The organism is Enterobacter sp. ECC-175 (assembly GCF_043968675.1).
Classification (GTDB): domain Bacteria; phylum Pseudomonadota; class Gammaproteobacteria; order Enterobacterales; family Enterobacteriaceae; genus Enterobacter.
Genome location: NZ_CP143776.1, coordinates 2602012 through 2615515, shown reverse-complemented (window position 1 = coordinate 2615515; position 13504 = coordinate 2602012). Strand labels below are relative to the sequence as shown.

The window sequence follows — 13504 nt, the reverse complement described above, 5'->3', positions numbered from 1 at the left end:
TCAGCTCGCCGATTTAACGATGAAAGTCACGACGCCGAACACATCCAGAGTGTCCTCGCTGCCGACGATAATCGGAGAATAAGCGCTGTTCATCGGATTAAGCTGAACGGTCGGGCGGAGCTGCAGACGTTTGACGGTGAACTCCCCTTCTACCGCGGCGATTACAATATCCCCGTGTTCAGCTGTCCGGGAGCTATCAACCACCAGCAGATCGCCGTCGTTAATACCACCCTCTATCATTGAGTCGCCCGCGGCTTTTACGAAATATGTTGAACTCGGATGTGCAACTAAAAGCTCATTGAGATCAATGCGCTGCTCAACGTAGTCAGCTGCCGGGCTCGGGAAGCCACATTGCACTAAATCGCTATAAAGCGGGATAGCAATAATTTCGCGTAATTCTGCTGGCTTGAAGAACTCCATGATACATACCTCAAATACTGTTTTTATATACAGTAGTTTTATTTGAGTATGTGCGCAAGACGCTCCAGTTCCTGGGACTGTGCAAAGCTTCGCCGTTTGGTTTGTAAGTTTCTATCTCGCTTCAGAATATATTTTTTGTAAATTATCGAGGAAAGACCACTTATGCTCACAATTAAACCGGCTTTGATACAGGAAATTTTTTATAGAGCGTGCATACAGCAACGTCATAAATTATCGCTACCTGCTTCCTGTCCAGGCCATTCGCAATCAGTCGGCCCGCCTGGTCCCATTGTTCTTGGGTAAGCTTCGGGCGCCTGCCACCGATTCGTCCTTTCTCACGAGCTGCAGCCAGACCAGCCCGGGTGCGCTCCACAATCAACTCCCTCTCCATTTCCGCCAAGGCTGACATGATATGAAAGATGAATCGCCCCATTGGGCTGGATGTATCAATACTGTCCGTGAGGCTCTTGAAGTGGATACCACGCTGACGAAGTTCATCCACCAGTAGCACCAAATTACGCATGCTACGACCAAGACGATCCAGCTTCCACACTACAAGCGTATCGCCCTCGTTAAGTGTTCGCAGAAGCTTTTTAAGCGCCGGTCGGTTCGCCACAGTTCCGCTCATTTTTTCTTCGAAAATCTGTTCACATCCTGCGCGTTCGAGCGCTTGGCGCTGGAGATCTGTATTTTGGTCATTTGTTGACACCCTGACATAGCCAATTTGCATATTTTTCACCCAATAAATACTGCAAAAAAATCAGGTGAAGTTATCGGTCAAGACGCCAAAGGGCAATCTATAAAACGTCGGTTTAGGAAGTATCGCCACACTGAACAAAGATCAAGTACCGCTACTTGCTGCCGGTAACGTTTTCTCTGCAAGTCAGACCTTCGAAACAACAGGCAGTTATCTATCACTTGTCTTGAACTCGAAGTCTAATGACGACAGTGTGGTTGGAACAAAAAACTTTCTCGAAGTGGCCGGGTCAGTGCCAGGCTCGCAACCTCTTTTTTATGTTGTGAGAAGAAACCAATTAAACAGTACAGGTCAGAAAGTAATCCAATTTCCTGATGCTGCAGGCACGATCGCATTAACAGGCACTTCTGATATCAGTTACAAGAAAGATATTGTTGATTATGATGGTCTTGATTCTGTTGAAAAAATTCTTTCGCTTGAATTAAAAAAATTTGTTTACATTGATGATGAAAAAGGAAGAACAAGACGAGGGATTATTGCTCAGCAGGCGCAGATAGTAGAACCATTGTATGTAAAGCGTACGTTTGAACCTGATGGAACAGAGCAGTTCGACGAAAAGGGAAATAAAATATCTCAGGCATTGAGAGAGCGACTCGTTATCGACACCAACGCTTTGCAAATGGATCTACTCTGCGCCCTCCAGGTTGCATTAAGAAAAATCGACTCCCTAGAAAAGCTCATAACTAAATCTGCTGCTGCCGATTCATCCGCTGGTTAAACAGGGAATCTTCAGGCATATCCAGGCGAACATCGATCCAGCTGTTCGCCGGCACGTCCATCGCTTCACCTTTAGTTTTGATGATCTCTCCGTCATCGCCCAGCATGTATTTGCGCTTAAACAGGCGAATTATCAGCTCGCCGTTCTCGGTTTGCTCTGCCTCAACCACGCCAAGTTCTCCAATGCCGCCAGGGTCCATCGGTGGCAGTAGCTGCCATCCCTCTGATGCCAGTCCTGCCGAACCGGTGAGTACGTAAAAACCTACGTCGCGCCGGGAAAGGGTTATACCCGCAGCTTCAGAGTTCGCCGTGCCGCAGCCGCACCATGTGAAGGCATCCTCTGCCACATCAGTACGTTCAGTTTCTTCCCTGCTTTTGACAATACGGGCTACTGGCGATGCCGCCTTAAGCGTACCATCACTGGCTTTAGTTGTATTATTTGTATGATAGTGAGTGGCCCACGATGACCAGTTTCCAGCATCTCTAAACCTCGCCAATATACCCCCAATTCCGCTCACCTGGACCTGAGCTATCTGTGTTAATCCGCGAGTCATGACCATTACCGGACCATATGGAACTGCATAGTTTAATGCTGCGGCGCCTGGTGCAGAAAAAAATCCATTAACCGCCATGTAATTTGCATCCGTTTCGGCTGACGGAGTACTGGGTATATTGTCATATATTGCAGCTCCAAGTCCGAACGCCCCAACTTGCATGATGTTCCCGGCCGCCGTTCCGGCGTCCTTTGTCGCGCTACTTCCCAAACCGAGGTTTGTGCGAGCGTCTTCTGCCTTCGTTGCGCCGGTTCCGCCGTCTGCTACAGCAAGCGCATTATTGCTTCCTTTCTGCAGTAACTTGCCGATCGCTGGAATGGTTACTGCTTTGCCGTTGATGGTGACAGTGATGCTCTGGTTTGCCGTGGTAGTGGCGAACGTCTCCCACGCACCGATATTCTCGTCATACTCGTTAATGAGCTGCGACATCGCCTGCGCCAGGCCATCGACCGAGATATTGTCTGATACCAGAATGCCGTACTTCTGGCCGCTCAGCGCCGGAGAGGCGGCTGGCGTAACCGTCATTGACGTGGCGCTGTTCACGGCTGAAATCTGGAACATCTGGATCGGGTTAGACATGACGATAATCGTCTGGCCAGCGCGGACCTGGCTGGCGGGCGCCGTCCAGTTTGTTCCGGTGCCGGTTGCAGTATTTCCGCTAATAGCGATGGTGCCAGTGTTATAAAGCATATTTTCTCCAGGCAATAAAAAACCCCGCCGAAGCGAGGTTGATTAAAAAACAGATATTTTCTGGTTCCCCCTCAAAGCGGAGGCCATTAAGTTGAAGACCACGCACCAGACCCACGCGTAACGATCATGGTTGGTGAGTAAATTGAAAAACCAGACATGCCATTAATTGATACGGTGATGGTGGCTGTAACGGTTCTGGCAGTAACTCCGGTATGCGTGTGTTTTATTGGCACGTATGTCACAGCCGATGTTCCCGCATCAGAACCGCTGACTCTGTACCGTCTTGAGTTTCCGGCAATATCTACCGTGAAGTCGATCCACCCTGACGAGTTGTTTCCCAGAACCTTTGCAACAAAGTCAATACTGATAGACTTAGACCTAGCTGTTGTTGTGCTATCGGTGAATGTGATCGTTCTGGTCACGTTCCTGACCCCAGGGTCTGTATCAGCTGCCACATACATATTAGCGACGTCACCAACGAAGCTGTCAGCTTCCACAACCCCCTTAAATGATCCACTTGTTGCTGTTACCTTCCCTGTAAACTCTCCATTCGTGGCGTAAACGGTGCCTCGCACGGTTACGTTATTAAAAACAGCATAACCCGACTTGTTGATGTGCCAGCCAACGTTCCCGGTCCCGTCCCAAGTTGACGACTGGATATAGCTGCCAATCTTAAGGTTACTGACAGTCCCATCGCCAATGACCGTATCACGGATAATGGTCTGCCCATTCTGAATGACAAACGGCAGTGTGACGGCTCCACCTGCCTGAGCCATAACCGCAAAGCGGTCGGCCAGGAACAGCACCTGCGACTGCATTCCCGAAGGCGTGTTTTCCACGCCGATACCCATTCCAGCAGCATACTGGCGGCCGTTCGAATCCACGGACACCTTGATGTTGTACATCGCACTAAGGTTGCCGTTTACATCAGCTACAGCCTGCGCCGTCTGATTGATGGCTGCTGTCTGCCCATTAACCGTCACGGTGAGCGAGTTAATTTTTGTTGCAGAGGCCTGCGTGAAATCAACCAGCGTTTCGGTGAGATCGGTCGCGTTTGAGACATTACCACCGGCAGACGCATCCAGCGTCACCAGCGCGCGCGCGACAGCCTGGCTGGTATCTGCAATGGTGGTATCGATACGATCGATGCTGGCGCTGTTTCCTGCATTGGTCACGGTTTGAGAACGGCGGGAGGTCACCTGCGCCAGTCCGTTCTGGATAATTGCGATAGCAGAGTTCTTCACCCCTCCGGACATACCGTCCATCGAAACTGAAATCTCGTCGATTTTCACCTCGGCCTGCGCAAGACCATCAGCGTTTTCCTGAATGGCCAGCGCCTGCTGCTCAAGGTCGTCGGCGTTCTGTTTGATGTCGTCAGCCATGCCAGCTATTTTTTCGTTGCTGTCCACCGCGCTCTCGATCAGGTCTTTGAACGTATCGGAGTCTTTAATTTCATCCAGGATCACATCGGTGATGTCGGAAACATCGATGCTGGCCTGTCCCCGCACCCATTCTGTGTAACCTGATTCGTTGCCGCTGCGGTCCACCACCTGCGCGCGGTACCAGAAAATCTGCCCAGCCTTAAGGCCCATCTGCTGATATTTGCGCTGCGGGTAAGGCACATCGGCCAGCAGCATCGCATCGTCTTCGGTCCCGGTGAGGCTGTACTGAATTTCCGTCTTCAGCGTGTCATCGGTATTCGCCGGGAATCCCCAGTTCAGCTCGATACCGAATACAACGTTTTCAGAAGCGATAAAGCCAACCGGCTTCGGTGGATTGCCCACTTTGCCCGTCAGCGTTTTCTCTTCTGAATAGCCCCATCCGGATGAAATTTCTGCGGCATTGATTGCACGCACGCGCACCAGGTAGCGCCCGGCATAAATCCCCGGAACGTCGAATGACGTGGTGGAGCTGCGCGGCACGTTAACCCAGTTCCCGTCGTTGCGGCGCCATTGCGCTTCATAGGCGATAGCGTTCTGCGACTGGTCCCAGCTCACGCGCATCGTTTCGACGCTGATATTTTGCTGCACCACGGAAAACGAGTTGATCTCGATGTTGGCAGGCGGCGACTGGTTACCCGGCGGGATGACACTCACCGGCCGCTGGTCAATGATGGCTCCGGTATCGATACGGGCATATTTATCCGGATCGTGATTTGCACCGACGATCGTAAATGTGCCATCGTTATTATCCGTCACAGTAATAACGCGATACTGCTGCGCGTAGAGCTCGTCAGATTCGACTACCCAAACAGCTTCGGCCTGTGGCGTCTCACTGTATGCCGTAGTGACTGTGACTGATTCCTCGTTCACTGCCTGAATGGTCCTGCTCTGTGACGCTCCGGAAGGAAGGTTGAGAATAAGGCGATCACCCGCTGCTGCATCTGCCACGCGGTCAAGTTTGATAACACGACTATTCACTGAAGAGATACGGCCACCAAGGTCACGCCCGGAAAGATTCCGGTCTGCTATAGCGATAACATAGCCAGGCTGTGGAATGTTGCCGTCTTCCCCAACACTGAAAGTAACAACGCGATCTTTGTTGTTGGTAAGAATCCCCCATCGCCCTTTCCGATTCGCTTCTGACTGACGGGTACAACCAATTGCGGTTATCTCAAGTTGATTAAATCCATAACGCGCAACCAGTGCCTGTTCAAATACAGGCTCCATCGCATCAGAATAGGCGTTATCAGGATCGGACCAGGAAACCAGTGCATTGGTGTAACGGTTCTTTGTGGTGCTGCTGGAATAGGTAAACCTGCCATCAATAACGTTCGCATGTGTGTAACTGAAATCAACATCTCTCGGCATGTCCGCCAGCGCCACGATCTGCTCGTCGCCCCAGTAGGTCATCCCACGGAAGATAGCTGCAAAATCACGCAGGACCGTATAAGCGTCGTTGCGTTCCTGAATGTACACGTTGCAGGTATAACGTGGTTCGGTACCACTTCCACCTTTGCCGTCTGGCACCATCTGATCGCAGTATTGAGCAACCTGATAAAGCGTCCATTTGTCTATGTTAGCTGTTGTGAGACGCTCCCCAAGCCCGAAACGGTCGCTAACCACCAGGTCGTAGAAAATCCATGCAGGGTTATCTGTCCACGCCCATTTGAATGTGCCAGCCCAGGTACCGCTGTACGTCCTGGTTTCCGGGTCGTAAGTATCCGGTACGCGGATAACGCGGCCGCGGGGCTCGCAGGAGATCTGCGGAATAGAGCCATTAAACTGGCTGGAATCAAACTCGATGTAGAGCAGCGCGGTGTTTGGATAGCGTAACTTGGCGTCAATCACCTCGGTAAAGCTCTGTAGCGTCATCGTGTCGCCGATCTTCGCGCTGTTAGCATCAGAGGTAATCTTACGAAGCCGGATTGTCCAGGTGCTGCCTGCCTGCGGTAGATCAATACGGTGGCTGCGCTCGTAACCTGACGTAGTTTTCCCGGTTACGCTGGTATTGAGTACCGTTTGCCATGTGCCGCCATCCGTCTGCAGGTCAATCGCATAATTAACCGAGTAACCAACCAGATCGCCGTTGTCCTCCTGTTTGAAAAGCGAGGGCCATTTCAGACGCAGGCGAACCGCTGAAAGCTGCGTATTGGTCAAGGTGCGCGTCCATGCAGTTGAGCTTGATACCTCGGTTCCCACGCTTATTTCGTTTTCGGTGCCGGGAATGCCCTGAATATATTTTTGCGCCTGAGTTCCCGCGCGAAACTCCCACGTCACGCCGCTGAAGTTTTGGGAGCCGTCGGCATTCTCCAGGGCCGTTCCGTCCAGATAGATATCTTTGCCGGTTAGCTGCCCCGCAAACTCCCCTTCCCCCAGCGCTACGAGAATTTTTGCCTTCGCTACAGATTGCAGATCATCAGGCTGTTCGGTAGGGGTTCGGGAACTGGAGCTGCCGCCCTTGCGGCCCTTTATCACTTTTTCTGTAGCCATATTGCGCCCATAAAAAAAGCCACCCGAAGGTGGCCTGAAGAAAGTTTTTATCTACTGCTGATCTTCGACATAAATTCCGGCAGAAATAATCGCCCCGCCTATACGCCGGCGACCATACAGTAGCGGTACCGGATTCCCCTGGGCTGTCGTATTTGTGACTCCACCAAAGGCATAACTGGCCTTGTTGTCCGCCGATTGCTTGCTGGCGAGTCCGGTTGTCTGTGGCGAGAGCATCTGCACGATGCCTCCTAAGGCCATTGCACCGCCGATCTGGAACATGATGTTGCTTGCCGCAATACCAACTCCAGGCATCCAGATCGCAGCCGCGACAAGTGCAACGCCGAGGATGGTCTGGAAAATGCCTCCACGCTTACTCCCGACCATAATAGGCGCTATTCGGATATCAGCTGAGCTCTGATCCATGACGAGTTCATCATTATTCAGGTTACGCTTGCCGCTAAAAACGGCATATGTCAGGCCGCGCTGTTTGCTGGTATTTAGAAAACGCTCAAACCCCGGCACGATAACACTCAGGGCTCGGATAGCCTCCTTTGGCGAGGCGACTGATAAACGATATTCACGTCCGAAGGTAGCGCCGAGCACACCGTATAATCGAACCGTTCTGACAGGTTCAGCATTGAGTGATAAAGTCATTCTCTCTCCCATAAAACCGCCAATAACGGTTATCAGAAGCACTCCTTAAAGCGCAGTATTTTCATTGTACGCTCGCGCCAGTAGCCGCCATATGGCACGCGCTGGCTCAGATGTCCGTACAGGTGGTGCAGCAGCATATTCCCCTCCAGCAGGATTCCTGCGTGGTTCCACTTATCAGCCTGGACCTGCATGATCACCATATCGCCGGGTTTCGGTGGCCCGTTAAATTCACGGAATCCGCACTCGTACCAACAATCCTGATAGAAGTTGTCGGGATAGTCGTTTTCCCACCAGGGGTAATCGACCCGATAATCGTGAAGCTCTATCCCGTACGTTTGCCGGTAATAGCTCATCACCAGCCCCCAGCAGTCAAAGTAACCAAGCACAAACGGACGCTCGAGCAACGGCAGTTCTCCACGCGGCTGGATGGTACGTAAATCCCCCTCCGGCCAGCTCACGATATGCCAGGGTAAAAGGGTTGAATCGCATTGCGCTTTATCCAGTTCGCTCGGCTGCGTTGTGGCGTCAGGGTGACTGTGAACGATGGCGATCACCGTACCCCAGTCCTCAGCCGCTGCGTAATCTTCCGGGCAAAGGACAAAATTATCCTCCGGCGCCGCGGCAAGATTCCGGCAAGGAAAATAACGTTCAACACGGCTTTTTTGCGCCACCACGCCACAGCACTCACGAGGATATTCAGCGGCAGCATGCGCCATAATCGCATTAATTGTTTTCTGACGCATATCAGCTCCTGATTAAAGACGTGCCAGGGAACCCACCGAACGGCAGTTCGTTGCCGTCTCCATGCCGAAGTTTGCAGGCTGTCAGCGTGCCATTGCATTCGTCCAGCGACGGATCGCTAACCGGGTTGTTGTTTTTGTCGAAATAGCGGGAACCGGCATAGTCGCAGCCGTCGCCGGTGCGGTATTTGTTACGGATGCACCAGATACAGAGTGAATGAAGCTGGCGCGTCGGGATCATCAACCCCTGCAGGTCCATCGGACTGGTGAGAACAAACTCAATGCTTTCGCCGGGCAACTCACTATTTTTACCGTCGATGTAGAAAACCCGTTTCCTTACCTGGAGAGGATCGGCTGTAGGATTTCCATCGGGAAAGTTGTGCGCATCAAGGTAACGAGCGAATGTATCGTGAATCGTGACTTTGGCCTGAAGCATATCGTCATAAGCCAGACAAAGCGCAGTGATGGAGCTATCAATGTTTGCCACTGTGAGTGTAGGCTGCGCGCTACTGCCATCGGTTGAAGCTTCTAGGCCCTCAATCTCATACGGCCAGGCACCATACTCTTCTCCCTGCCACCAAATACTCTTCACCTTAAGTTTTGATTCATCACCGCCAGCGGCGTTGATTTCTTGCTCTGTATGGGGAAGGTTATAGGCATGGAAGCGCAGAACGTCTTCAAGGCCGAACGTCGAACCGTCAACCTCGATAAGTCGAATCTTTTCCCCCGGTTCAAGCTTTTGATAGTCTGCGGTAATCATGGCGCGTATGCCTGTTTGAATGTTGCGGAAATTGTCAGAACGTTGCTGGATAAAGGTTGTGACTTTATTGATTCAGCCTCAATCCGGTAGAGCCCAGTTTCGCCAACTGGCGATGTCCAGATGAATGATTTGGTGACGTGAGAACGAAAGAACTTCAGGGCCTGAAGCAGGTCCGCTTTTTTCCCCGTGAGTGTGACAGGCCATGACTGTTTTTCAGGGTTAATGCCTTCCCCGGCGATCTGCTCATAGCCGTCGCCAAAGGTTGCAGAGCGGGTTTTATGGCTGAACGTTCCCTCCATGCCCGCTTGTATCTGCGTTCGCCAGGTAAATGTTTCTATTGCCATGTTTTCTCCGGGCGTAAAAAAACCCACCGAAGTGGGCTTGTGCTCAGATGTTACGAGTTCTGGGTTTAAGGTTTAACACCATATTTATCCTTAAATTTTGCTTCCATTTTTTCGCATGAGCCGGCGATGAAGCGCTTCTCATCAGCATTTAATGACTTCCTGTCATACTGCTCCCAGCAGTACTGGATTGCATATCTTTCCTTAGATTTATCTGCAGATTTATCGCTCGCAGCTTCAGTATCAGGTGATGAATTATGATTCTTCAGCGAGGTCAACGTAAACCCAGCCACAAGCAAAATAATGACAAGCCAAAATTTCTTCATTTCCCTATCCCATAAGTAAAAATCGAGGATAATCCTAACAGGGATAGGGATTTGAAAAAAACCGGACTGTTCGCTCATCTAGATTTTGTAGCGTTCCAGATAAGTCCTCCGGGTCTCAATTGCTTCGTTATACCTTCACGTACAGATTGATCAATAGTTTGCTTATAGGCTCGGGACATCGCATCACTCCCAGCACTTGTTTGCTGTTGCGGGTTCTGGTTTTGCACAATAACAGACGTTTGCACCGTCACATTGCCAGCGCCAGCTGATTGCAATCCATACATGGGCGCGGTGCCAACATACCCGCCGTTTGCATAGCCCTGAGCCCCCCGCATAAGCGCATATAGATTACCGACACCCAGCGCACTGGTCGCTTCCTTCGTAAACACAAACTCACCGCCATGAACTACGCCTTTCGGTTGGTACTTACCACCATCACCGGTGTAGCCACCACTATCGAATCCCGGCACCAAACCGCCACCAGAGAAACCAAAGAACGCACCGATTCCTGTGCCACCAAAGGCTGACTTCATTCCATTAACCAGGGCCAGTTGCGTCAGCATCTGGGCGGTGCCCTTCAGGAAGGTAGACAGGAAATCTGAGAAGTTAGATTTACCGGTGGTGAAGAAATCAGTCAGGGTGCTGGCCATCCCGGTGAAAGCATTGCTGGTAATCGTCTGTACCTGCGAGTAAACATTGGTCGCGCTGTCCTCAAATTCAGCCCAGCCCTTTTTCGCGCCGGTCAACCAGTCGCCACGCAACCTGTCCTCTGCATCATAGTAATCATTCGCTGCTGTAAGCTGCTTCTGGTAGCCCTCGTCGTCAAGCGTGCCGCCGGAGTTAATCCAGCCAGAGGAAAGCTGGCTTTTTGCCAACTCACGTTGTGCCTGACGGTCACTCATCCCGGCACCGTTCACTAATGCAGCCTGCTTCTCTGCCATCTGTGTGACGTATTTCTGCGAGGTATCCATTCGCTTGTTCAGTTGTTCCTGTGCGGTAATCTGATCACCTAACAGGGCTTTCTGCCGTGCCAACTGAAGCACCTGGTCTTTACTCGCCAGCAGGGATTGTTCCTGCTTTGTCAGTGAACGTGAACGCGAGGCCTCCTCCAGCACCTGAAATTTCGCTTCAGTCGTCCACAGATCTTTGCGCTGCTGGCTGATAGTGTCGTTAAGCCCTTTATGCTGCTGCAGCGCGCGTAACTGTGCCTGAAGCGCCAGTAGCTCAGCCTGGGCAGCATCCGTGCTGCGATCGCCAGCCGATAAAGTACCCTGCTTTCCGGTTTTGGTCTTTTTACCAAAAGAAGCGACTCCCTCCCGATCCCTCTGGGTGGTTGCGGTACTTATCCTTCTGGTTGTATCGAGGTATTTACCTGCACTGATATCAGCCACATCCCAGTCTTTTTTCAGCTGAGAAACACTGTCACCATAAGCGCCGGTCATCTGTTCGTTGTAGTCCTGCCATCCCTGCAAAGTATCGGTTTTCGCCCAGTCGGGAACGAGGTTAATCGCGGCAGCGATAGAGGAAGAAATGATCTGGTTCAGCTTCTGGAAAACGATCGCAACGCTGTAATAAATTGCGTTGAATTCCTTCAGGGTGTTTGACGCCAGCTCAGCTACCCACTGACCGATACTCTGCATGGCCTCAGACGCCCAGCCTTTAATATCCAGCCACAGGCGACCAAACGGCGTCAGCGAGTCGTAAGCCTGTTCTCCGCGCTTTGACATCGTATCGCCAAACAGGTCCATAGCCTGAGTAACGGCCGCGGTCTGGTCCTTTTGCTTGATCAGATCGTCAACATGCTTAAGTTGTGAAACGGTCAGGAAATTATATTGTTCGTTGAGACTCTGCAGCGCTTTAACAGGGTCTTTTTCGATGTCCTTATAGGCTTTGGTTATGTCCTGCGCCGAGACTATACCGGTCTGAACCGCCAGCGCCGTGGAGCCCGCTGCTTTTTCAAGTTGCTGCTGTGTCAGCGATCCCATGCCAACCAGCTCAGTCATCAAACTCTGAACGGCTCCTACAGTCGCGCCAGTAGAAGCAGCAATAGACTGGGAGGAAGCCATAACCTGAAGCGCTGACGTGCCGGCAATGTTGCCAGTTCTGATAATAGCCTTGTTGATTTCGTCGTAGGCGGTGAAATAGTCCGATCCCGCTTTGGCCGCAATCAGTACAGCACCGGCTAGGCCGCCAATTGCCACTCGGGCAGGGGTCACCATCGACAACATCGCTTTCAGCGCATTGCCTACACCGCCAAACGAGTCACGTAGCTGACCGCCCTGCTGAATAGCAACCATATAAACCGGCATACCGGAAGCCAGTGAGGTCACAATGTCGGTAATTTGCATCGGGAGATAACGCATAGCATTGCGGTATTGCCCCGCGCTGATAGCCCCAGACTTCCACGCTTCCTCCTGCTCTTTCAGCTTTGCGATCATTGGTGCAGCACGATCGGATACGCCGAGTTGGGCAGCTTTTAGCTCTAACAGTTCTGCGCGCGTTTTTCCGATTGCTGTGACCTGCTCCTCCAGCGAATCGATAAAGGTTTTGCCCGCCGCAGCTGCACGCTGCGCTGCCTGAGCCTGTTCAATGCGAGCCCGCCCCTCTGCGGTTTCAGACTCCATTACCTGTGCCAGTTTTGCCCGCGTCGTCTCAAGCACGCTGTTGTAACGAGTAAAGTCCTCGTCTCCCACCAGCCCTTTACCGCGAAATTTCGCCAGGCTCTCCTGGATAGTGTCCAGTTCATCCAGCGCCTTGTTTACCGGGCTGATTTTATTCAACAGGTTCTGCAGTTCCTGACGCTGCTGCTTCAGGCTTTCGCTGTTTTTTTTCTGGTTATCAATCCCGGTACGGAACGTACTGTTCAGGTCATCAGCTTTACCGGCCGCGGCGGTCGCAGTTTCCTGAAAGCGATCCAGTGCCTGGTTACCACGTTCCAGCTCACTGGTATTCACGCGCAGGGAAATTGTGGCGATGTCGTTACTCATTCCGCCCTCTCTTTATGCATAACTTTTAGTGCGGCGCTCTCCATGATTCGGATGTCCGAAAGCGCGGTTGCCTCGTCGTCGACGTGGTGCAGACGCATCACCCAGGGCAGCACGTTGTAATCAAGCCCTGATGCGCCTCCCATTCCCGTGCGCCACTGCGTACTGACAGCCTGAAAGACCAGGAATGAAGGCCATACATCTGGCCAGACGTCGACGTATTGATCGTCGTAGTCATCCGGGGAAAGGCCATAGGGCGCCATGTCTGCCGCTGTGGGTTCAGGCGTATAGAACGCAGAGGCAACCGCTATCAGTTTTTTTCGCGCCGCCCCATCAATTCGCGATAGTAGGTTTCAGGGATAGCCTTCATTGCAGCCGGATAGTTTTCCAGCAGCACCAACAGATTCTCCGCGTTGAATGCATCGGGGAGCGCCCAACCAGAAATAATTTCCATCAGAAAATCAATGGCGGTTTTTCCTTCCAGTTTTTCCAAGTCAGCCAGCTCTTTGAGTGGCTTATGATTGAATGTGAATGTCAGTACGCCATCCTCATCGCCAGCGCGCGGGATCGAGACGTTGGCCTTGAAAGTTGGTTTGGGCTGAAGGGTGAATTTAGTCGCCATCAGTACC

The 13504-nt window shown here is 51.8% G+C and carries 13 protein-coding genes; 1 reads left to right on the top strand and 12 read right to left on the bottom strand.

Annotation, left to right across the window (positions count from 1 at the left end; all coding sequences use genetic code 11):
* Nucleotides 1–420: a translesion error-prone DNA polymerase V autoproteolytic subunit gene (locus V1599_RS12490; RefSeq protein WP_395300147.1), complete on the bottom strand. Its 420-nt coding sequence runs from the start codon at nucleotides 418–420 to the stop codon at nucleotides 1–3.
* Nucleotides 421–592: 172 nt separating this feature from the next.
* Nucleotides 593–1150 carry a recombinase family protein gene (locus tag V1599_RS12485; protein WP_395300146.1) on the bottom strand — a complete coding sequence of 186 codons (558 nt, stop codon included), beginning with the start codon at nucleotides 1148–1150 and terminating at the stop codon, nucleotides 593–595.
* A 220-nt stretch (nucleotides 1151–1370) separates the two neighbouring features.
* Here V1599_RS12485 and V1599_RS12480 point away from each other — a divergent pair, with 220 nt between their 5' ends.
* Nucleotides 1371–1895, top strand: a complete 525-nt coding sequence (locus V1599_RS12480) for a tail fiber domain-containing protein (protein ID WP_395300145.1) — start codon at nucleotides 1371–1373, stop codon at nucleotides 1893–1895.
* Here the strand turns inward: V1599_RS12480 and V1599_RS12475 are convergent.
* The 10 genes from V1599_RS12475 to V1599_RS12430 form a co-directional block, all read right to left on the bottom strand.
* Nucleotides 1861–3138: a pyocin knob domain-containing protein gene (locus V1599_RS12475; RefSeq protein ID WP_395300144.1), complete on the bottom strand. Its 1278-nt coding sequence runs from the start codon at nucleotides 3136–3138 to the stop codon at nucleotides 1861–1863. The genes V1599_RS12480 and V1599_RS12475 overlap by 35 nt on opposite strands.
* Nucleotides 3139–3224: 86 nt before the next feature.
* The gene (locus tag V1599_RS12470; protein WP_395300143.1) at nucleotides 3225–7070 is read right to left on the bottom strand and encodes a host specificity protein J; all 3846 of its coding nucleotides are present in this window, start codon (nucleotides 7068–7070) and stop codon (nucleotides 3225–3227) included.
* A gap of 51 nt (nucleotides 7071–7121) precedes the next feature.
* Nucleotides 7122–7724: a tail assembly protein gene (locus tag V1599_RS12465; RefSeq protein WP_395300142.1), complete on the bottom strand. Its 603-nt coding sequence runs from the start codon at nucleotides 7722–7724 to the stop codon at nucleotides 7122–7124.
* Between the two features lie 32 nt (nucleotides 7725–7756).
* Nucleotides 7757–8467 carry a C40 family peptidase gene (locus V1599_RS12460; protein WP_395300141.1) on the bottom strand — a complete coding sequence of 237 codons (711 nt, stop codon included), beginning with the start codon at nucleotides 8465–8467 and terminating at the stop codon, nucleotides 7757–7759.
* 1 nt (nucleotide 8468) lies between these two features.
* Nucleotides 8469–9224 (bottom strand): phage minor tail protein L, encoded by a 756-nt coding sequence (locus tag V1599_RS12455; RefSeq protein WP_395300140.1) that lies wholly within the window; start codon nucleotides 9222–9224, stop codon nucleotides 8469–8471.
* Nucleotides 9221–9568, bottom strand: coding sequence for a phage tail protein (locus V1599_RS12450; protein WP_395300139.1), 348 nt, complete (start codon nucleotides 9566–9568; stop codon nucleotides 9221–9223). The genes V1599_RS12455 and V1599_RS12450 overlap by 4 nt, the downstream gene beginning before the upstream one ends.
* Nucleotides 9569–9633: 65 nt before the next feature.
* Complete coding sequence (locus V1599_RS12445) at nucleotides 9634–9969, bottom strand: hypothetical protein (protein ID WP_395300138.1); 336 nt, start codon at nucleotides 9967–9969, stop codon at nucleotides 9634–9636.
* The gene (locus V1599_RS12440) at nucleotides 9966–12878 is read right to left on the bottom strand and encodes a phage tail tape measure protein (RefSeq protein WP_395300137.1); all 2913 of its coding nucleotides are present in this window, start codon (nucleotides 12876–12878) and stop codon (nucleotides 9966–9968) included. Before V1599_RS12440 ends, V1599_RS12445 begins: the two co-directional genes overlap by 4 nt.
* Nucleotides 12875–13138 (bottom strand): DUF1799 domain-containing protein, encoded by a 264-nt coding sequence (locus V1599_RS12435; protein ID WP_395300136.1) that lies wholly within the window; start codon nucleotides 13136–13138, stop codon nucleotides 12875–12877. The genes V1599_RS12440 and V1599_RS12435 overlap by 4 nt, the downstream gene beginning before the upstream one ends.
* 47 nt (nucleotides 13139–13185) lie before the next feature.
* Nucleotides 13186–13497, bottom strand: coding sequence for a phage tail assembly chaperone (locus V1599_RS12430; protein ID WP_395300135.1), 312 nt, complete (start codon nucleotides 13495–13497; stop codon nucleotides 13186–13188).
* Nucleotides 13498–13504 lie beyond the last annotated feature (7 nt).

What these genes read in the sequence shown, in the direction of transcription:
- V1599_RS12460 (WP_395300141.1), bottom strand. Translation starts at nt 8,467, where the DNA reads ATGCGTCAGAAAACAATTAATGCGATTATGGCGCATGCTGCCGCTGAA.
- V1599_RS12435 (WP_395300136.1), bottom strand. Translation starts at nt 13,138, where the DNA reads ATGGCGCCCTATGGCCTTTCCCCGGATGACTACGACGATCAATACGTC.
- V1599_RS12430 (WP_395300135.1), bottom strand. Translation starts at nt 13,497, where the DNA reads ATGGCGACTAAATTCACCCTTCAGCCCAAACCAACTTTCAAGGCCAAC.
- V1599_RS12475 (WP_395300144.1), bottom strand. Translation starts at nt 3,138, where the DNA reads ATGCTTTATAACACTGGCACCATCGCTATTAGCGGAAATACTGCAACC.
- V1599_RS12490 (WP_395300147.1), bottom strand. Translation starts at nt 420, where the DNA reads ATGGAGTTCTTCAAGCCAGCAGAATTACGCGAAATTATTGCTATCCCG.
- V1599_RS12485 (WP_395300146.1), bottom strand. Translation starts at nt 1,150, where the DNA reads ATGCAAATTGGCTATGTCAGGGTGTCAACAAATGACCAAAATACAGAT.
- V1599_RS12455 (WP_395300140.1), bottom strand. Translation starts at nt 9,224, where the DNA reads ATGATTACCGCAGACTATCAAAAGCTTGAACCGGGGGAAAAGATTCGA.
- V1599_RS12465 (WP_395300142.1), bottom strand. Translation starts at nt 7,724, where the DNA reads ATGACTTTATCACTCAATGCTGAACCTGTCAGAACGGTTCGATTATAC.
- V1599_RS12450 (WP_395300139.1), bottom strand. Translation starts at nt 9,568, where the DNA reads ATGGCAATAGAAACATTTACCTGGCGAACGCAGATACAAGCGGGCATG.
- V1599_RS12470 (WP_395300143.1), bottom strand. Translation starts at nt 7,070, where the DNA reads ATGGCTACAGAAAAAGTGATAAAGGGCCGCAAGGGCGGCAGCTCCAGT.
- V1599_RS12445 (WP_395300138.1), bottom strand. Translation starts at nt 9,969, where the DNA reads ATGAGCGAACAGTCCGGTTTTTTTCAAATCCCTATCCCTGTTAGGATT.
- V1599_RS12440 (WP_395300137.1), bottom strand. Translation starts at nt 12,878, where the DNA reads ATGAGTAACGACATCGCCACAATTTCCCTGCGCGTGAATACCAGTGAG.